This is a genomic window from Streptomyces sp. NPDC096046 (assembly GCF_040303285.1).
In the GTDB taxonomy this organism is placed as follows: Bacteria; Actinomycetota; Actinomycetes; order Streptomycetales; family Streptomycetaceae; genus Streptomyces.
Genome location: NZ_JBEOSZ010000020.1, coordinates 19,611 through 36,955 on the forward strand (window position 1 = coordinate 19,611; position 17,345 = coordinate 36,955).

Consider the following 17,345-nt stretch of genomic DNA (forward strand, 5'->3'; position numbering starts at 1 on the left):
GTGAGCTAGGCGACAGCGGAGAAGTTGCCCGGTGAAGCGAGGGGCCATGCCCCGGATATGCTCGGCCGCGCACCACATGCCGCAGACCTCTGGAGCACCCATGGCCCTGAAGATCACCGTGATCGGCACCGGTTATCTCGGCGCGACACACGCGGCGGCCATGGCCGAGCTGGGCTTCGAGGTGCTCGCCCTGGACGTCGTGCGCGAGAAGATCGAGAAGCTGGAGCGCGCCGAGGCCCCGATGTACGAGCCGGGGCTGGAAGAGCTGCTGCGCAAGCACGTCGCCGGCATCGAGGGCTCCAGCGGCCGGCTGCGCTTCACCCAGGACTGGGCGGAGATCGGCGCCTTCGGCGATGTGCACTTCGTCTGCGTGAACACCCCGCAGCGGCACGGCGAGTACGCCTGCGACATGAGCTACGTCGACTCCGCGATCGCCTCGCTCGCCCCGCATCTGCACGGCCCGGCGCTGGTCGTCGGCAAGTCGACCGTGCCGGTCGGCTCGGCGGACCGCCTCGCCGCCTACCTGACCGCGCACGCGCCCGCCGGACAGGACGCCGAACTCGCGTGGAACCCGGAGTTCCTGCGCGAGGGCTTCGCCGTCGACGACACGCTGCACCCCGACCGGCTCGTGGTGGGTGTGCGCAGCGAGCGCGCGGAGAAGCTGCTGCGGGAGGTGTACGCCACGCCGATCGCCGAGGGCTCGCCGTTCGTGGTCACGGACTTCCCGACCTCCGAGCTGGTGAAGACCTCCGCGAACTCCTTCCTGGCCACGAAGATCTCGTTCATCAACGCGATGGCGGAGGTGTGCGAGGCCGCGGGTGGTGACGTGGCCAAGCTGGCGGAGGCCATCGGGTACGACGACCGGATCGGGCGGAAGTTCCTGCGGGCCGGGATCGGCTTCGGCGGCGGGTGTCTGCCGAAGGACATCCGGGCGTTCATGGCGCGCGCCGGTGAGCTGGGCGCCGACCAGGCGCTGACGTTCCTGCGGGAGATCGACTCGATCAACATGCGCCAGCGCGGGCAGATGGTGGAGCTGGCCCGGCAGGCGCTGGGCGGCGGGCCGTTCCTGGGCAAGCGGGTGGCGGTGTTGGGCGCGACCTTCAAGCCCGACTCGGACGACGTACGCGACTCCCCCGCGCTCAACGTGGCCGGGCAGATCCACCTCCAGGGCGGCCAGGTCACGGTCTACGACCCGAAGGGCATGGACAACGCCCGCGGTGTCTTCCCGACGCTCGGCTACGCCGACTCGGCACTGGACGCCGTGCGCGGAGCCGACATCGTGCTGCACCTGACGGAGTGGCGGGAGTTCCGCGAGCTGGACGAGGAGGCCCTCGGCGAGGTCGCGGCGGCGCGGGTGATCCTGGACGGCCGCAACGCCCTCGACCCGGAGCGCTGGCGCAAGGCCGGCTGGACGTATCGGGCGATGGGGCGCCCGAAGGCCTGATCGCGAGGCGGAGACGCGGACGCGCAGACAACGGACACGAAACAGGTGACGCCGGTTCGGCCGAGGCTCAGTCGGCCGAACCGGCGTCTTCGTGCATTCTGCACCACCCGGCCGTGAGGCGGGGCGGCAACGGGGTTCAGGGCGGCCCTAGGCGTCCTTGGCGGCGTCCTTGGCGACATCCTTGGCCCGGTAGCGGCGCATCTTGACGCGGGCCCCGCAGACCTGCATGGAACACCAGCGGCCGCGGCCGGCCGGGCTGCGGTCGTAGTAAGCCCAGTGGCAGTCGGCGGCCTCGCACGCCTTGAGGCGGGTCCAGGTGCCGGCGACCAGGGCCTCGGCGACGGCGGCGGCCACGCGCGCGAGCAGGGAGCGGTCGTCGGCGGGGGTCAGGGCGGCCGAACCGTCCGCCGCGTCGACCGCGACGAGCAGCGGGGCTTCGGCCAGGAGGTCACCGAGGGGGGTGACCTCCCGGTGGGGCGGGTGGCCGGCGTGGGCGAGCAGGGTCGCGCGCAGCGACTCGCGCAGGGTGCGGGCCCGGTCCGTCTCCTCCGGGGTGATGCCGAGGCGCGCCCGGCCCTCGGGCGTGTCCAGCGCGTCGGCGCCGGACTCGATGTCCAGCGTGTTCACCAGGGCCTCGACCAGGGTCAGGCCGCCGGGCGCGGGCGATCTCTCCGTCATGGCTGGACCGTACCTCTCGCGATTCTCCTTGCGAGGTTACCGTCTATGGGGGAGCATGCAGTAACGGTTACTGGTTACCCGTCTCTGCGGGTAACAGTCACTTCGAGGAGGAAGTCATGGCTCTCGCCAAACCGGGTGTCGTCGTCCTGGACTGTCCCGACCCGCGCGCCCTGGCCGGTTTCTACGCCGAGGTGCTCGGCGGCACGCCGACGGTGGAGACCGACGGGGAGGGCGAGTGGGTCGACCTGAAGGTGCCGGGCGGGACACCACTGGCCTTCCAGGCCGCTCCCGGGTTCGTGCCACCGCGGTGGCCGTCCCCCGACCACTCGCAGCAGTTCCACCTCGACCTGGTGGTGGACGACCTGGACGCGGCCGAGAAGGGCGTGCTGGCCCTCGGCGCGAAGCCGCTGGACGCCGAGGACCGGCAGCGGACCTTCCGCGTTTACGCCGACCCGGCCGGGCACCCGTTCTGTCTCTGCGCCTGCTGACGTCTGGAGGCCCCATGTCCGCCGTGGCACGTTTCCGTTCCGTGGTCCTCGACTGCCCCGACCCCCGCGAGCTGGCCCGCTTCTACGCACAGGTCGGCGGCGGTACGCCGGAGGGCGACGACCCCGACTGGGTGGTGCTGCGCGTCCCCGACGGGCCCCGGCTCGCCTTCCAGCGCTCCCCCGGCTACACCGCCCCGGAGTGGCCGCGCGCCGACCGCAACGCCCAGCAGTTCCACCTCGACTTCGACGCCGGGTCGACCTGGGACGAGATCGACGCGGCCGAGGAGCGGGTGCTGGCCCTGGGCGCGCGGGTGCTGGACAAGGAGGACGACGAGAAGAAGGACTTCCGCGTCTACGCCGACCCGGTGGGGCATCCGTTCTGCCTGTGCCGGATCGAGCAGGCCTGATCCGGCCGGGTGGGCGGGGCCGCCAGGGTCTGTCCTTCGGATTCCGGCGCCCCAGTGCCCGGCCCGCTCGGGGCGGCTGAGGAGAACCACACCTCACGGCCGACCTGCCGAACGGCAGACCCTAGGCCCCTAGCCGTCCAGCTCCGAGATCGTCGCCGTCGAGGGTTCACGGCGCTGCTGGGCGGCGCGGGCGGTGAAGTCGGCACCCCGCAGGAGCCGCTGGACGTTGCCCCAGGTCAGCAGGGCCAGGTCCGCCTCCTCCCAGCCGCGTCGCAGCAGTTCGGCGACGAGTCTTGGGTAGCAGGACGTGTCGCCGAGCTCCTGCGGGTGGGCGGCCCCGGTGTCGTACGTGCCGGACAGTCCGACGCAGTGCGCTCCGGCCACGGCCCGGATGTGGTCGAGGTGGTCGGCGACATCGCGGACGGTCGGTCCGGTCTGCTCGGCCGTCAGCGGCACCAGACACAGTCCCTTGGCCGCGCCCAGCTCAGCCAGCAGGTCGTCGGGGAGGTTGAGGGGGTGGGGGCGCAGGGCCCGGGCGGCGGAGCGGCTGCACAGCACGGGCGCCCGGGACAGACTCAGGACACGGCGGACGGTCGGGGCGGACGCGCCGGAGAGGTCCACGATCACGCCGAGCCGGTTCATCTCCCGCACGACCGCCTCGCCGAACCGGGTCAGCCCCGCGTCACTCGCCCAGGACACACCGGTCAGCGTCAGGGCACGCAGGCCGAGCAGGTGCAGCTGACGCAGGATGCCCAGCGAGTCGCCCAGGGCGGGCGCCCCGGCGGGGCCGAAGAGCACGGCGACCCGGCCGCTGTTGCGGGCGTCCGCGACCTGTCCGGCCGTGCAGACCGGCCGCAGGCCCTCCTCGCAGGTCCGGGCGACGATCTTCGCCAGGTCCAGTTGCTCCAGGGTGGCGCCGACGGCCCGGTCGCCGTCGAGGCCCTCGGGCAGGTGCAACGACCAGAACAGCGCGCCCACGTGGCCGCCGCGCAGCCGGGGCACGTCCGTGTCGACGGTGCTCTCGCCCTCCTCCAGGTCGTACCAGGACAGGCGCTTGAGCGCCCAGGGCAGCCCGTTGCAGCCGTCGGCCACCGGGTGCGCGGCGAGGATGGCGTGGGCCCGGGTCATGGGCGCGTCGTCCGGGTCGGAGACGGGCTCGTAGGACTCCGCCGTGACCAGGCCCTCATCGGGGTACGGCTCGGCCGGCTCGTCGAACTCGTCGGCGGCCGCGGCGGTGGGGCGCAGGTCGTCCTGGAGGTCTGCCATGGCGGCTCCGTACGCTCGTTCGTGAGGTACGGTCACCGTCGCACGGAGCGCAGAGCGGTTCCTGGTGGGCGGGTCGTTCGGAGTACGACGCCGGCCTTGTGCGCGGGCGTCCTCGTGGCGCGGCAGCGGACCGGGGCGCCGCTGAGCGGGAGGCGGGTCCGGTGCTCGTGGCGGGGGCGGGGCGACCGGTTCCCCGGCCACCCCGCCCGCCCCACTCAGCCGGCGGGCGCGTCCAGCGACTCGATCGTGGCGTTGGACGGCGAGCGCGTCGCCCGAAGCCCTCGGGCCACGCCCTCCGCCGCGTCCAGGACCCGGACCGCGTTCTTCCAGGTCAGCTTGGCCAGATCGGCCTTGGACCAGCCGCGGTCGAGCAGTTCCGCGAGGAGGTTCGGGTAGCCGGCGACGTCGGCGAGTCCGTCGGGGGTGAAGGCCGTGCCGTCGTAGTCACCGCCGATGCCGAGGTGGTCGATGCCGGCCGTCTCCCGCATGTGGTCCAGGTGGTCGGCGACCGTCGACGCCGTGGCGACCGGGCGCGGACGGCGCTCCTCGAAGGCGCGGTGCACCTCCATGGCCGGCGCGGTCGTGTCGAGGGGGTGGAAGCCGTGGGCCCGCATGTTCTCGTCGGCCGCGGCCGTCCAGTCCACGGCCGCCTGGAGCACGAACTTCGGCACGAACGTCACCATCGCGACACCGCCGTTGGCGGGCAGCCGCTCCAGCACGTCGTCCGGGATGTTGCGCGGGTGGTCGCAGACGGCCCGCGCGGAGGAGTGGGAGAAGATCACCGGGGCGGAGCTGGCGTCCAGCGCGTCCCGCATGGTCGTCGCGGCGACGTGGGAGAGGTCCACGAGCATGCCGAGCCGGTTCATCTCGCGGACGACCTCGCGGCCGAACGCGGTGAGGCCACCGGCCTTGGGCTCGTCGGTCGCCGAGTCGGCCCAGTCGACGTTGTCGTTGTGGGTGAGCGTCAGGTAGCGCACGCCGAGCTCGTACAAGCCGCGCAGCGTGCCCAGGGAGTTGGCGATCAAGTGGCCGCCCTCCGCGCCCATGAGGGAGGCGATACGGCCCTCCCCGCGCGCGGCCTCCATGTCGGCGGCGGTCAGCGCGGGACGCAGGTCCTCGGGGTGCCTGGTCAGCAACTGCCGTACGCAGTCGATCTGTTCGAGTGTGTCCGCGACCGGGGAGGGTGAGTCGGTGCGGACGTAGACCGACCAGTACTGCGCGCCGACCCCGCCCGCGCGCAGCCGCGGGATGTCGGTATGCAGATGGGCGCTCTGGTCGGCGGCGATGTCGCGGGCGTCGAGGTCGTAGCGGACCTGCGCGCGCAGGGCCCAGGGCAGGTCGTTGTGGCCGTCGGCGACCGGGAACTCACGCAGGAGTTCCCGGGCCGCCTCCTGGGAGTTCACCGTCGTCACTTCCCCGCGCCGAAGCCGAAGCCGGCCGCACCCTCGACCTTGGAGCGCAGGCGCTTGCCCTTCTCGGTGGCCTGGTCGTTGAGCTCCTGCTGGAACTCGCGCATACGGACGCGCAGCTCCTCGTCGTGCGCGGCGAGGATGCGGGCCGCGAGCAGACCGGCGTTGCGGGCCCCGGCGACGGAGACCGTGGCGACCGGGACGCCGGCCGGCATCTGCACGATGGACAGGAGGCTGTCCATGCCGTCGAGGTACTTCAGCGGCACGGGCACGCCGATGACCGGCAGCGGGGTGACGGAGGCCAGCATGCCGGGCAGGTGGGCGGCGCCGCCCGCCCCGGCGATGATCACCTTGAGCCCGCGGGCGTCGGCCTGCTCGCCGTAGGCGACCATCTCGCGCGGCATGCGGTGCGCGGAGACCACGTCGACCTCGTAGGCGATCTCGAACTCGTCCAGGGCCTGGGCGGCGGCCTCCATGACGGGCCAGTCGGAGTCCGACCCCATGACGATGCCAACAACAGGGCTCATTCGGTGATGGTGCCTCTCAGGTAGCCGGCAGCGTGACGGGCGCGCTCCAGCACGTCGTCCAGGTCGTCGCCGTAGGTGTTGACGTGGCCCACCTTGCGGCCGGGCTTCACGTCCTTGCCGTACATATGGATCTTCAGCTGGGGGTCGCGGGCCATGCAGTGCAGGTACGCGGAGTACATGTCCGGGTAGTCACCGCCGAGGACGTTGACCATGACCGTCCACCGGGCGCGCGGGCGCGGGTCGCCGAGGGGCAGGTCCAGGACGGCTCGCACATGGTTGGCGAACTGGCTGGTGACGGCGCCGTCCATGGACCAGTGACCGGAGTTGTGCGGGCGCATCGCGAGCTCGTTGACGAGGATGCGGCCGTCGCGGGTCTGGAACAGCTCGACGGCGAGGTGCCCGACGACGTCGAGCTCCTTGGCGATGTTCAGCGCCATCTCCGAGGCTTCCAGGGCGAGGGCCTCGTCGAGGTCGGGCGCCGGGGCGATGACCGTGTCGCAGACGCCGTTGACCTGACGGGACTCCACCACCGGGTAGGCCACGGCCTGGCCGTGCGGAGAGCGCACGACGTTGGCGGCCAGCTCGCGCAGGAAGTCGACCTTCTCCTCGGCGAGCACGGGGACACCGGCCTTGAACGGCTCGGCGGCCTCCTCGGCGGAGTCGACGACCCACACGCCCTTGCCGTCGTAGCCGCCGCGGACGGTCTTGAGGACGACGGGGAAACCCTCGCCCTCAGCGGCGAAGGCGGCCACGTCCCGCGGGTCGCTCACGATCCGGTGCCGTGGGCACGGCACACCGATCGCGTCGAGCTTCGCGCGCATCACCCCCTTGTCCTGGGCGTGCACGAGCGCGTCGGGGCCGGGGCGCACGGGGATGCCGTCCGCCTCCAGGGCCCTGAGGTGCTCGGTGGGCACGTGTTCGTGATCGAAGGTGATCACATCGCACCCGCGGGCGAACTCGCGCAGCGTGTCGAGGTCGCGATAGTCGCCGACGACGACATCGCTCACGACCTGCGCAGCGGAGTCCTGCGGGGTGTCACTGAGGAGCTTGAACCTGATGCCCAGCGGGATGCCCGCCTCGTGTGTCATACGAGCGAGCTGGCCACCGCCGACCATGCCGACTACCGGGAACGTCACTCCCCCAGGGTATCGGCCGCGCCGCAGTGGCCGGTTTCCCGCCCCTCCCCGGCCGTGCCCGGAGCGTCTGCGGCCGTCCACCGGCGTCCGCAGGAAGATCGCGCGGTCGGGTGGTTAGCATGGCTGGGTTGACGCCGACGAACGGACGGGGGCCCGCATGACCATGGGACATGGTGCCTCTCGGTTCCGGCGGACCGTTCACGAGGTCGCCAAATTCGGCGCGGTGGGCGGGGCCGGGGTGCTGGTCAACCTCGTCGTCTTCAACCTGGTCCGGCACACCACCGACCTCCCGGTGGTGCGGGCGAGCGTCATCGCGACCGTCGTGGCGATCGTCTTCAACTACGTCGGCTTCCGCTACTTCACGTACCGCGACCGCGACAAGAGCCGCCGCACCCGTGAGATGACCCTGTTCCTGCTCTTCAGCGCGATCGGCCTGATCATCGAGAACGGCGTCCTGTACACGGCGACATACGGCTTCGGCTGGGACACCCCGCTGCAGAACAACATCTTCAAGTTCCTGGGCATCGGCATCGCGACGCTGTTCCGGTTCTGGTCCTACCGCTCCTGGGTCTTCCGCGCGCTTCCCACCCAGACGCCGGTGCCCGCGGGGCCGCTCCTGCGCGACGAGCCGCCCAGCCCCCCGAAACCGAAGCAGCAGGTGCCGTAGTCCTGCGGGCGCCCGGCCCGACAGAGCCGGCGGGGTGCGGTGGGTGCTAGTGCCGCGGCAGGCAACGTTTGCCCGTCAAGGAGCGGCGTCCGGTGCGTGCTCTCGGCGTGCCGGGTGCAAGCCCTCGTACTGGGTGTACTTGGGCTTGCGCCCGGTGCGACGAGAGTGCGTGCCGGGCGTCGCGACGGGGCGAACGTTGCCTGCCGCGGCACTAGCGGACCATCGGTTCCTCGTCGTCCAGGGACTTGCTCAGGGGGGTGCGGGAGAGGAACAGGCCGAAGACCGGGGGTTTGGTCTGCAGCATCTCCAGGCGGCCTCCGTCGGCTTCCGCGAGGTCGCGAGCGACCGCCAGGCCGATGCCGGTGGAGTTGCGGCCGCTGATCGCCCGTTCGAAGATCCGGGCGCCGAGTTCGGCGGGGACGCCGGGGCCCTCGTCCGTGACCTCGATCACCGCCTGGTTGCCGGTGACCCGGGTGCGCAGGGCCACCGTGCCGCCGCCGTGCATGAGGGAGTTCTCGATCAGCGCGGCCAGGACCTGCGCGACCGCGCCCGGCGTGCCCACCGCGCGCAGATGCCGTTTGCCGGAGCTGACGATCGCCCGTCCCGCGCTGCGGTACGCCGGCCGCCACTCGGCGAGCTGCTGCTGGATGACGTCGTCGAGGTCGAAGGAGACGGCGGAGCCGGTGCGCGGGTCGCGGGAGTTCGTCAGCAGCCGTTCCACGACGTCCGTGAGCCGCTCGACCTGCGCCAGCGCGATCGTCGCCTCCTCCTTCACCGTCTCCGGGTCGTCGGTGAGGGTGATCTCCTCCAGCCGCATCGACAGCGCCGTGAGCGGCGTGCGCAGCTGGTGGGAGGCGTCCGCGGCCAGTCGGCGTTCGGCGGTCAGCATGCGGGCGATGCGCTCGGCGGAGCCGTCCAGCACGTCCGCCACCCGGTCCAGCTCGGGCACCCCGTACCGCTTGTGCCGGGGCCGCGGATCGCCCGAGCCGAGCCGCTCGGCCGTCTCCGCGAGGTCGGTCAGCGGCGAGGCCAGCCGGTTCGCCTGGCGGACCGCCAGCAGCACCGCGGCCACCACCGCCAGCAGCGCGACCAGTGCGATGATCAGCAGGGTCCGGCCGACCTCGCGGGTCACCGAGGAGCGCGGCTCCTGAACGGTGACCGTCTCGCCCTCCTCACCGGGCGCTGTGGCGCTGATGACGTCCCCGACGGGCTTGGTGCCGACCTCGATGGGCGACTCCCCGGGGATGCGGATCACCGCGTAGTAGCGGCCCTGGGTGACCTGCTTGCGCAGCACCTCCGCGTCGACCTGCTGCGCCCCGAAGAGCCGGCTGTCGACGATGCTGGCCAGCCGGACCGCCTCGGACTCCACCCTCTCCTGGGCACTGTTGCTGATCGTCCGGGTCTCGACGATGACGAGGGAGACGCCGAAGACGGCGATCACGACGAGTACCACGGCGAGCGTGGACTGGATCAGTCGGCGGCGCATGTCCTGTCACCCGAGCCCGGCCCCGCGGCTCAGCTCTTCTCGAAACGGAAGCCCACACCGCGCACGGTGGCGATGTAGCGGGGGTTGGCGGCGTCGTCGCCGAGCTTCTTGCGCAGCCAGGAGATGTGCATGTCGAGGGTCTTGGTCGACGACCACCAGGTCGTGTCCCAGACCTCCCGCATCAGCTGGTCGCGGGTGACGACCCGGCCCGCGTCCCGCACCAGCACCCGCAGCAGGTCGAACTCCTTCGCGGTGAGCTGGAGCTCCTCCTCGCCCATCCAGGCGCGGTGCGACTCGACGTCGATGCGCACGCCGTGCGTGGCGGGCGGCTGCTGCGGCTCGGAGGCGCCGCGCCGGAGCAGGGCCCGCACCCGGGCGAGCAGTTCGGCGAGCCGGAACGGCTTGGTGACGTAGTCGTCGGCGCCCGCGTCGAGCCCGACGACGGTGTCCACCTCGTCGGCGCGCGCGGTCAGGATGAGGATCGGGATGGCATGGCCTTCGCCGCGCAGGCGCCGGGCCACTTCCAGACCGTCCATGCCGGGCAGACCGAGGTCGAGCACGACCAGGTCGACGCAGCCCTGCAGTCCGGCGTCGAGAGCGGAAGGTCCGTCCTCGCGGACCTCGACCTCGTAGCCCTCCCGGCGCAGCGCGCGGGCCAGGGGCTCCGAGATGGACGCGTCGTCCTCGGCGAGCAGTACACGGGTCATGAGGTGATGGTAGACCTGCGACGCCCTGAGCTGGGGTGTGACCGGAATCCTTGATTCTTACCGTGGGCATACGCGGTTCTTACGTTCCGGGGGTAGCCGCCCGAACCTCTGCCTGTGGGGTGCGATCCTGGTAAAGACCTTGGAAACAGGGAGCACGGTTCGCCCGAAACCTGTGATTCGTGTCTCAAGCTCTTTCATATCCGGCGGTGTCCTGCCGTATGGTGATTCAACGCCTGTAGCACCATGGCGACCTTCGGAGGCTGTTTGCCCTGAGGGTCTCTTTTGTGTGCGGGCCGGTTTCCGCCGGCCCTCCACGTGAAACGACCTGTGGCCGGGCCTCGTAGTGCGGTGACGCGCGCGAAGGCGTGGATCCCGGTGGCGACCGCCCACCGCTTCGTGACCCGGAGCGGCCCCCGTAGGCGTCGGACGGACGGCCGTACCCACCGGTGCCGGCAGCCCCCACCGGGCGCACCACCGCTGCCGCGGGGCGCGTCCCGAGCAGCAAGGAACGACCATGGCGTCCAGCCTGACGAAGGACTCGGCCCGACCGGGCACCCCCGGTGCCGAGAAGACCTTCTTCGGCCACCCCCGCGGACTGGCCACTCTGTTCATGACCGAGATGTGGGAGCGCTTCTCCTACTACGGCATGAGGGCTCTGCTCCCGCTGTACCTGGTGGCCCCGGGTGGCCTGCACCTGAGCGCGGGCACGGCGACGGCCATCTACGCCGTCTACCTGTCGCTCGTGTACCTGCTCACCCTGCCCGGCGGCTGGTTCGCCGACCGTGTGCTCGGCCCCCGCAAGACGGTCGCCGTCGCGGGCGTGGTCATCATGCTCGGCCACCTGTGCCTGGCGCTGCCCGCGGCGGCGAGCTTCTATGTCGGCCTGGGTCTCGTGGCCGTCGGTTCCGGTCTGCTGAAGGCCAACATCTCGACGATGGTCGGCCACCTCTACGACGGCCCGGACGACCCGCGCCGCGACGGTGGCTTCACGGTCTTCTACATCGGCATCAACCTCGGCGCGTTCATCGCGCCGCTGGTCATCGGCACCGTCGGTGAGAGTGTCAACTGGCACCTGGGCTTCGCGCTGGCCGCGCTCGGCATGGCGCTGGGTCTCGTGCAGTTCCTGCTCGGCAGCCGCCACCTGAACGCCCGCAGCAGCGAGGTCCCGACCCCGCTGACGCCCGCGGAGAAGGCGTCCACCCTGCGCAAGGGCCTGATCTGGCTGGCCGTCGCCGTGGTCTTCTACGGTCTGGTCGGCGGCACCGGCCACTTCACCCTGAACTGGGCGCTGATCCCGCTCACCCTCCTCGGCCTGATCGTGCCGATCCTGGTCATCTCCCGCATCATGCGCGACAAGGACCTGGACTCCGGCGAGCGCTCGAAGGTGTCGGCGTACATCTGGTTCTTCGTCGCGGCCGCCGTCTTCTGGATGATCTACGACCAGGGCGGCTCGACCCTGTCGCTGTTCGCCAAGGAGAAGGCCGACAACACGATCTTCGGCTGGGAGTTCCCGGTCTCCTGGTACCAGTCGGTCAACCCGGTCCTGATCATGGCGCTGGCGCCGGTCTTCGCCTGGCTGTGGCTGTGGCTGAACCGGCGCGGCAAGGAGCCGAGCACCATCGTGAAGTTCGCCTCCGGCCTGGTGCTGGTGGGTGCGTCCTTCTTCCTCTTCCTCGCCCCGCTGTCGATCGCCGAGGGCGGTCACAAGGCCGCGGCGATGTGGCTGGTCGCGATCTACTTCGTACAGACCGTGGGTGAGCTGACGCTGTCGCCGGTGGGTCTGTCCGTGACGACGAAGATGGCGCCCGCGAAGTACGCGTCGCAGATGATGGGCGTCTGGTTCCTCGCCGTCACCGCGGGCGACTCCGTCACCGCGCTGCTGTCCAACCCGGCCGTCGGCGGGGTCAACCTCGACAGGGCGGGCTTCGTGGCGATGGAGGCGGCGCTCGCCGTGGTCGCCGGCTTCGCGGTGTACATGTACCGCAAGAAGGTCAAGGCCATGATGGGTGAGGTCCGCTGACGCCGGCCCCCGGACCCTGACGTCGGGCCGTCGCACCCCCGGAGGGCGCGGCGGCCCTTCTTCATGGCCTTCCCGGCCCCGGCCGGTCGGCATCGGGGGCGAACCAGGGCCGGGTCGCGGCCCGGCGGGGTGCCGACGGCCGCAGGCGGCGGGCCGGGCGGGCGGCGTGGCCGGGACGGCGTGGCCGTACATGGTCGATCACGGCCAGGGCCGCACGGAACAGGGCCGCCGGCACGACCAGCAGGACGAGGACCCAGAACAGGGTCACGCCCCAGGGACGCCCCACGCCCCAGGGGTGTTCGGCCAGCACCTTGCCGCCGTACTTCAGCGACACGGTGTAGTCGCCGTGCGCCCCGGCCGCGAGTTCCACGGGCAGTTCGATGCGGGCCTTCCCGCCCGGCCGGATCGTGCCGCGCCATCGCTGGTCCCGCCACTCGGGGGCGAACACGCCGTGTGAGGTGCCGACCTGGAAGACCGGGTTCTTCACGGGGGAGGTGCCGGCGTTGCCGACGGTGACCACGAGGGTCCGCGAGGGCGGGGAGCCGAACCAGGTGAGCAGCCCGCCGGAGCCGCGCAGGCGGGCGTCGGCGAGCAGGGACAGCCGTCCGCCGGCCGCTTCGGCGGGCATCGGCTCGACGGCGTGCCCGGCGACCCGGAGAGCCGCGTCGGCCTCGGCCCCGGCTCCCGTCACGCTCGCCACGTGTACCACGCAGGGGCACGGCACCGGCGGCTCCACGACGGGCAGTTCGCGGCGGAAGCGGCCGTCGGCGCCGGTGGTGACGGCCCGGCCGTCGCCGTTGGCACAGGAGTTGGTCCCGCCGGTCACGCCCCGCTCCGGCTCGGCCTGCCCGCACACCAGCAGCGTCAGCAGGGCACGCGGCCGCCACCCGCTGCCGGTGACGGTGACCGAACCGCCCGTCCCCGCCTCGGACTCGGACAGCTCGACGACGGGCCGGTCCGCCGCCGCGCCGGGGCCGGCGCCCGCCAGGACCAGCAGCAGCGCCAGCAGCAGGGGCAGCGCCCCGTTCGGAGGACGGACGGCGGGCGGCATCGGCGGCTCCAGCGGCGGTCGTACGGTGCGGGCGTACGGCGTCGGGGTCGGGGTCGGGGGTGGGGACGGCGTCGGGGTCGGGGGCGGCGTCGGGGTCGGGGGTTGGGGGCGGCGTCGGGGTCGGGGGTGGGGGCGGCGTCGGGGCAGGCGTCACATCGGCGTTCCGAAGCGGACCGGGACATCGGCGCCTGTCGGGAGGGGCGCGGACGCGGGCTCAGCGCCCTGCCCGGGCCCCCTGGTGACGCCTCGTCAGCCACAGGGCCCCCGCTGCGCCGACCAGCAGGACCGTGCCACCGAGGGTGCCGAGGGCGACGGCCGAGTCCTCCGGCCCGGTCCGCGGAAGCCCGGCACCGGTGTCCGGGCCGGAACCGGACCCCTGGGCGGAGCCGGTGGTACCGCCACCGCTCGCGGCCGTGACGTCGAGGGTGAGGGACGGGCCCGGGTCGTTCGTCGGGGTGCACGTGGTGGTCGTACCGAGCGCCTTGATGGTGAGCACACCCGCCGTGAAGGTGACCTCGCCGCTCTTCTCCGGTGTGTACGTGCCGCTCAGGTCGCTGATCTTGATGGGCGTGTTGGCCGGGATCGGGGCATCGTTGGCGGGGCCGGCCACCGAGAGGGTGCCGCTGTCGGCGCCGCCCAGGGTGATGGTGGCGCTGGGCGTCATGGCACCCTTGCCCAGTTCGACCGGGCTGGAGGAGACGCCCTTCTGCCAGGACATGGTGACCCGGTAGCCGCCGCCGCTCTCGACGGCCTTGATGTCGATGGGCGAGACGGCGCTCTTGTCGCCGATCGGCGTCTTGCACTGGTAGTTGACGTCGACGACCTCGGCCCGGGCGGCGGGGGCGGCCATCCACACCACCGAGCCGGCCAGGGCCGCGGCGGACGCGAGTGCGGCGGTTCGTTTCCGGTACGACACGGTGCCGCCCCCCTTCCTGTTCCTGACGGCGTATCAGATAGGGCCGTCAAGGTACGCCCGGGGCCTTGAGGAAGGAAGACACAGGGCGTGCCGGATCCACACGGGGCGATCACCCGTTCGGGCGCATCCGGAGCGCTCACTTGAGCGACGAACCCGACGGATACGCACAGGATCTGGCAGGTAAGCGCAGGATCGGTCAAACGCCTCTGAAGGGGTCGAGGCTGCCCGAGGTGTGGCACACCTGCCCGAAACCGGGCAGGTGAACTCGCGATCACGGGCACGCGCGTCGGCCCTGGTCCCACCGGCTTGCTTCGGGACAGCGATCAGGGGCGCGCCTGTGGACACGGGTCAGGTGCGGGCGCCCGGGGCCGACGGGGCGCATTAAGGACCAGGCAAGGGCCTTCAGGATCATGCCGACGCGGCACGGATCAGGCGAAGGCGCCCGGGAACAGCGGGGCGCCCACGGACCAGGCGCAGGCGTCCGGGGACAGACAGACGCGGCACGGACCAGGCGAGGGGCACCCGAGATCAGGCCGGAGCGCCACCGCGTCACGGACCAGGCGCAGACGTCCGGGGACAGGCAGACGCGGCACGGACCAGGCGAGGGGCACCCGGGGACAGGCAGACGCGGCACGGACCAGGCGAGGGGCATCCGGGATCAGGCGGGAGCGGCACGACCAGGCGAAGGAGTCCGGGATGAGGCGGGCGCGGCACAGATCAGGCGAGGACGCCCGAGATCAGGCCGGAGCGCCCAGTTCCGCCCACACCGTCTTGCCGGAGGCGCCCGGTGCGCGGACGACGCCCCAGTCCAGGCACAGCCGCTGGACGATGAACATGCCATGGCCGCCCGGGCGTCCCGCGCGGTGCGGGGTGCGGGGTGCGGGCTGGCCGGTGCCGCGGTCGGCGACCTCGACACGGATCACCTTGTTGTCGCAGGTGATCCGCAGCTGGTCCGGCCCTTCGGCGTGCAGGCAGGCATTGGTGACCAGCTCGGAGACGACCAGCAGCACATCCTCGGCCGCGGCGCGCCGGTCCGCGGAGGCGGCCGGCAGCCAGCCCCACGCGTACAGCGCCTGGCGGGTGAAGTCGCGGGCCAGCGGCACCACACCACTCTCGCCCTCGAAACTCAGCCGACGCACCTGCCGGCCCCCCGGCGATGCCGTCCCGGACGGCGTGCCCACACCCTCGCCGGACGTACCGGTCGCCGCCACGCCACCCTCGGACGCCCCGGAAGCGCCGCTGGGCTCCGGCCCGCGGTCGCCCGGCGGGTAAGGCCGGGTGGTGCTCATCAGCGCTTCACCTCACCGATTCACCAGTTCACAATTCAAAAAGTTCACTACACCGTCAGTCGCGCAGCGCGCGGCGCGTCGGCTTCGCGGCGCCCCCGCCACCCTGGCGACCGACACGTTCAGGATGTCTCTTGCCCTGGCGGACCGAGGGAACACCCATGTATTCCGCACCAAACGCGCGACAGGACCGGGACACCGGTCACAGGGGGATGGCCGAGGCACCGCACACCGACGCACCGCCGATCAGCCCGACTCGTCGGCCAGGGCCGCCTCGAGCGAGTCATGGACGCTGAAGACCGCGTCCGCGCCTGTGATCTCGAACACGCGGGCCACCACCGGCTGCATGCCGGCGAGCGAGACGCCGCCACCGGCCGCCTCCGCCTTCAGCCGCGCCCCGAGGAGCACGTTGAGGCCCGTGGAGTCACAGAACTCCAGGCGCGCGCAATCGATGACCAGGCGCTTGAATCCCTTGGCGAGGCAGTCCTCGAGTGGCTCACGCAACAGATCGGCGGTGTGGTGGTCCAACTCACCCGCCGGGGTCACGACGGCACTAGAGCCCTCTTCCCGCACCTCCACCAGAAGCCGGCCAGACTGTGCGCTGCCGACCGTCCCGCGGTCCATGCCGTCTCTCTCTCCCGACGTCGAGTCTGGTTGCTGACGCCCTCGAACACTACGCCTTCCCCGCATGCTTCGACACCCGAACAACTACACACAAACGGACATATGCCCACAGAACGCACTTGCGGTGGGCTCGGGAAAGCGGGTAGGCCTAGTAAGGACACGTACCCGACACGGCCGGCTTTGGAGGCGCCGCACACCGCAGTGCACCTTACGGCTCCGGCAGCCATATGCCGAGAACGATGGAGGACATCATGTCACCCCGGCTCGACGCATCGCGTACCCCCAAAGCGACGTCGGCACTCTCTCCGGAACATCCGGATCCCATCGAGCAGGACGAGATGCTCGTCACACAGGACGGACTTCTCGCCGGACTTCCGGACATCCCCCCGTACGCGGAAGTCGACGCGGTCGACGCACGGGCCCTGTCGAAGACCCTCTTCGAGCGTCTGGAGACGCTGGAGGAAGGGACCCAGGACTACTCGTACGTCCGCAACACGCTCGTCGAACTGAACCTCGCGCTGGTCAAGTTCGCCGCCTCCCGGTTCCGCTCCCGCAGCGAGCCGATGGAGGACATCATCCAGGTCGGCACCATCGGCCTGATCAAGGCGATCGACCGGTTCGAGCTGTCCCGCGGCGTGGAGTTCCCCACGTTCGCGATGCCGACCATCATCGGCGAGATCAAGCGCTTCTTCCGCGACACCTCGTGGTCCGTGCGCGTTCCGCGACGGCTCCAGGAGCTGCGCCTGGATCTGGCCAAGGCCGGTGACGAGCTGGCCCAGAAGCTGGACCGCGCCCCGACGGTGGCCGAACTGGCCGAGCGCCTCGGCCTCTCCGACGACGAGGTCGTCGAGGGCATGGCCGCCTCGAACGCCTACACCGCCTCCTCGCTGGACGCCCAGCCGGAGGAGGACGACTCCGAGGGCGCGCTCGCGGACCGCATCGGCTACGAGGACCACGGGCTCGAAGGCATCGAGTACGTCGAGTCGTTGAAGCCGCTGATAGCCGAACTCCCGCAGCGCGACCGGAAGATCCTGTCCCTGCGGTTCGTCGCGGGCATGACCCAGTCGGAGATCGGTGAAGAACTCGGCATCTCGCAGATGCACGTCTCGCGGCTGCTGTCGCGGACGCTGGTGCGGCTGCGCAAGGGGCTGACCGTCGAGGAGTGATCCTCGACACGGGTGAACGTGTCCTCGGGGGGCGGGCCTGACGGCCCGCCCCCGGGCGCGTGCCGGC

At 71.7% G+C, this 17,345-nt stretch carries 17 protein-coding genes; 6 read left to right on the plus strand and 11 right to left on the minus strand.

Translation table 11 applies throughout. The annotated features are described in order from the left end of the window. Nucleotides 1-100: 100 nt before the first annotated feature. Nucleotides 101-1,444, plus strand: coding sequence for a UDP-glucose dehydrogenase family protein (locus ABTX62_RS19035; protein ID WP_283974628.1), 1,344 nt, complete (start codon nucleotides 101-103; stop codon nucleotides 1,442-1,444). Between the two features lie 147 nt (nucleotides 1,445-1,591). On the opposite strand, the gene ABTX62_RS19040 is transcribed toward ABTX62_RS19035, so the two are convergent. Beyond that, nucleotides 1,592-2,122, minus strand: coding sequence for a CGNR zinc finger domain-containing protein (locus ABTX62_RS19040; protein ID WP_352117242.1), 531 nt, complete (start codon nucleotides 2,120-2,122; stop codon nucleotides 1,592-1,594). A gap of 116 nt (nucleotides 2,123-2,238) precedes the next feature. Between ABTX62_RS19040 and ABTX62_RS19045 the strand changes: the two genes are divergently transcribed. Further along, a complete protein-coding gene (locus ABTX62_RS19045; RefSeq protein WP_352117243.1) occupies nucleotides 2,239-2,610 on the plus strand; it encodes a VOC family protein in 372 nt (123 codons plus the stop codon). A 14-nt stretch (nucleotides 2,611-2,624) separates the two neighbouring features. Then, nucleotides 2,625-3,017 (plus strand): VOC family protein, encoded by a 393-nt coding sequence (locus ABTX62_RS19050; protein WP_352117244.1) that lies wholly within the window; start codon nucleotides 2,625-2,627, stop codon nucleotides 3,015-3,017. A gap of 129 nt (nucleotides 3,018-3,146) precedes the next feature. Here ABTX62_RS19050 and ABTX62_RS19055 read toward each other — a convergent pair whose 3' ends face one another. The 4 genes from ABTX62_RS19055 to ABTX62_RS19070 all read right to left on the minus strand — a co-directional run bounded on the left by ABTX62_RS19055 (nucleotide 3,147) and on the right by ABTX62_RS19070 (nucleotide 7,355). Beyond that, complete coding sequence (locus tag ABTX62_RS19055; RefSeq protein WP_352117245.1) at nucleotides 3,147-4,283, minus strand: dipeptidase; 1,137 nt, start codon at nucleotides 4,281-4,283, stop codon at nucleotides 3,147-3,149. A gap of 215 nt (nucleotides 4,284-4,498) precedes the next feature. After that, the gene (locus tag ABTX62_RS19060) at nucleotides 4,499-5,686 is read right to left on the minus strand and encodes a dipeptidase (RefSeq protein WP_352117246.1); all 1,188 of its coding nucleotides are present in this window, start codon (nucleotides 5,684-5,686) and stop codon (nucleotides 4,499-4,501) included. Nucleotides 5,687-5,691: 5 nt separating this feature from the next. Further along, the gene (gene purE, locus ABTX62_RS19065) at nucleotides 5,692-6,195 is read right to left on the minus strand and encodes a 5-(carboxyamino)imidazole ribonucleotide mutase (protein ID WP_451521478.1); all 504 of its coding nucleotides are present in this window, start codon (nucleotides 6,193-6,195) and stop codon (nucleotides 5,692-5,694) included. 20 nt (nucleotides 6,196-6,215) lie between these two features. Beyond that, nucleotides 6,216-7,355: a 5-(carboxyamino)imidazole ribonucleotide synthase gene (locus ABTX62_RS19070; RefSeq protein ID WP_352117247.1), complete on the minus strand. Its 1,140-nt coding sequence runs from the start codon at nucleotides 7,353-7,355 to the stop codon at nucleotides 6,216-6,218. A 163-nt stretch (nucleotides 7,356-7,518) separates the two neighbouring features. Here ABTX62_RS19070 and ABTX62_RS19075 point away from each other — a divergent pair, with 163 nt between their 5' ends. Beyond that, the gene (locus ABTX62_RS19075; RefSeq protein WP_352117322.1) at nucleotides 7,519-8,022 is read left to right on the plus strand and encodes a GtrA family protein; all 504 of its coding nucleotides are present in this window, start codon (nucleotides 7,519-7,521) and stop codon (nucleotides 8,020-8,022) included. A 211-nt stretch (nucleotides 8,023-8,233) separates the two neighbouring features. Here ABTX62_RS19075 and ABTX62_RS19080 read toward each other — a convergent pair whose 3' ends face one another. Both ABTX62_RS19080 and ABTX62_RS19085 read right to left on the minus strand, forming a co-directional pair. Further along, complete coding sequence (locus ABTX62_RS19080) at nucleotides 8,234-9,508, minus strand: sensor histidine kinase (protein ID WP_352117248.1); 1,275 nt, start codon at nucleotides 9,506-9,508, stop codon at nucleotides 8,234-8,236. 29 nt (nucleotides 9,509-9,537) lie between these two features. Next, nucleotides 9,538-10,215, minus strand: coding sequence for a response regulator transcription factor (locus ABTX62_RS19085; RefSeq protein WP_352117249.1), 678 nt, complete (start codon nucleotides 10,213-10,215; stop codon nucleotides 9,538-9,540). A gap of 514 nt (nucleotides 10,216-10,729) precedes the next feature. On the opposite strand from ABTX62_RS19085, the gene ABTX62_RS19090 reads away from it, so the two are divergent. After that, on the plus strand, nucleotides 10,730-12,235 hold the full coding sequence (locus tag ABTX62_RS19090) for a peptide MFS transporter (RefSeq protein WP_352117250.1): 1,506 nt from the start codon (nucleotides 10,730-10,732) through the stop codon (nucleotides 12,233-12,235). A gap of 61 nt (nucleotides 12,236-12,296) precedes the next feature. On the opposite strand, the gene ABTX62_RS19095 is transcribed toward ABTX62_RS19090, so the two are convergent. The 4 genes from ABTX62_RS19095 to ABTX62_RS19110 all read right to left on the minus strand — a co-directional run bounded on the left by ABTX62_RS19095 (nucleotide 12,297) and on the right by ABTX62_RS19110 (nucleotide 16,112). Further along, entirely contained in the window at nucleotides 12,297-13,286 is a 990-nt protein-coding gene (locus ABTX62_RS19095) for a hypothetical protein (RefSeq protein WP_352117251.1), read from the minus strand. Between the two features lie 214 nt (nucleotides 13,287-13,500). Then, nucleotides 13,501-14,202, minus strand: a complete 702-nt coding sequence (locus ABTX62_RS19100) for an LPXTG cell wall anchor domain-containing protein (RefSeq protein WP_352117252.1) — start codon at nucleotides 14,200-14,202, stop codon at nucleotides 13,501-13,503. A gap of 737 nt (nucleotides 14,203-14,939) precedes the next feature. Beyond that, nucleotides 14,940-15,491, minus strand: coding sequence for an ATP-binding protein (locus ABTX62_RS19105; protein WP_283974302.1), 552 nt, complete (start codon nucleotides 15,489-15,491; stop codon nucleotides 14,940-14,942). A gap of 243 nt (nucleotides 15,492-15,734) precedes the next feature. Continuing rightward, nucleotides 15,735-16,112, minus strand: coding sequence for an STAS domain-containing protein (locus ABTX62_RS19110; protein ID WP_031102780.1), 378 nt, complete (start codon nucleotides 16,110-16,112; stop codon nucleotides 15,735-15,737). Nucleotides 16,113-16,351: 239 nt separating this feature from the next. Here ABTX62_RS19110 and ABTX62_RS19115 point away from each other — a divergent pair, with 239 nt between their 5' ends. Next, entirely contained in the window at nucleotides 16,352-17,278 is a 927-nt protein-coding gene (locus ABTX62_RS19115; RefSeq protein WP_352117253.1) for an RNA polymerase sigma factor SigF, read from the plus strand. Nucleotides 17,279-17,345: the final 67 nt, after the last annotated feature.

Coding starts and splice junctions, on each gene's coding strand:
- ABTX62_RS19050 (WP_352117244.1), top strand. CDS start 2,625: ATGTCCGCCGTGGCACGTTTCCGTTCCGTGGTCCTCGACTGCCCCGAC.
- ABTX62_RS19040 (WP_352117242.1), bottom strand. CDS start 2,122: ATGACGGAGAGATCGCCCGCGCCCGGCGGCCTGACCCTGGTCGAGGCC.
- ABTX62_RS19055 (WP_352117245.1), bottom strand. CDS start 4,283: ATGGCAGACCTCCAGGACGACCTGCGCCCCACCGCCGCGGCCGCCGAC.
- ABTX62_RS19080 (WP_352117248.1), bottom strand. CDS start 9,508: ATGCGCCGCCGACTGATCCAGTCCACGCTCGCCGTGGTACTCGTCGTG.
- ABTX62_RS19090 (WP_352117250.1), top strand. CDS start 10,730: ATGGCGTCCAGCCTGACGAAGGACTCGGCCCGACCGGGCACCCCCGGT.
- ABTX62_RS19085 (WP_352117249.1), bottom strand. CDS start 10,215: ATGACCCGTGTACTGCTCGCCGAGGACGACGCGTCCATCTCGGAGCCC.
- ABTX62_RS19045 (WP_352117243.1), top strand. CDS start 2,239: ATGGCTCTCGCCAAACCGGGTGTCGTCGTCCTGGACTGTCCCGACCCG.
- ABTX62_RS19075 (WP_352117322.1), top strand. CDS start 7,519: ATGGGACATGGTGCCTCTCGGTTCCGGCGGACCGTTCACGAGGTCGCC.
- ABTX62_RS19110 (WP_031102780.1), bottom strand. CDS start 16,112: ATGGACCGCGGGACGGTCGGCAGCGCACAGTCTGGCCGGCTTCTGGTG.
- ABTX62_RS19095 (WP_352117251.1), bottom strand. CDS start 13,286: ATGCCGCCCGCCGTCCGTCCTCCGAACGGGGCGCTGCCCCTGCTGCTG.
- ABTX62_RS19105 (WP_283974302.1), bottom strand. CDS start 15,491: ATGAGCACCACCCGGCCTTACCCGCCGGGCGACCGCGGGCCGGAGCCC.
- ABTX62_RS19035 (WP_283974628.1), top strand. CDS start 101: ATGGCCCTGAAGATCACCGTGATCGGCACCGGTTATCTCGGCGCGACA.
- ABTX62_RS19115 (WP_352117253.1), top strand. CDS start 16,352: ATGGAGGACATCATGTCACCCCGGCTCGACGCATCGCGTACCCCCAAA.
- purE (WP_451521478.1), bottom strand. CDS start 6,195: ATGGGGTCGGACTCCGACTGGCCCGTCATGGAGGCCGCCGCCCAGGCC.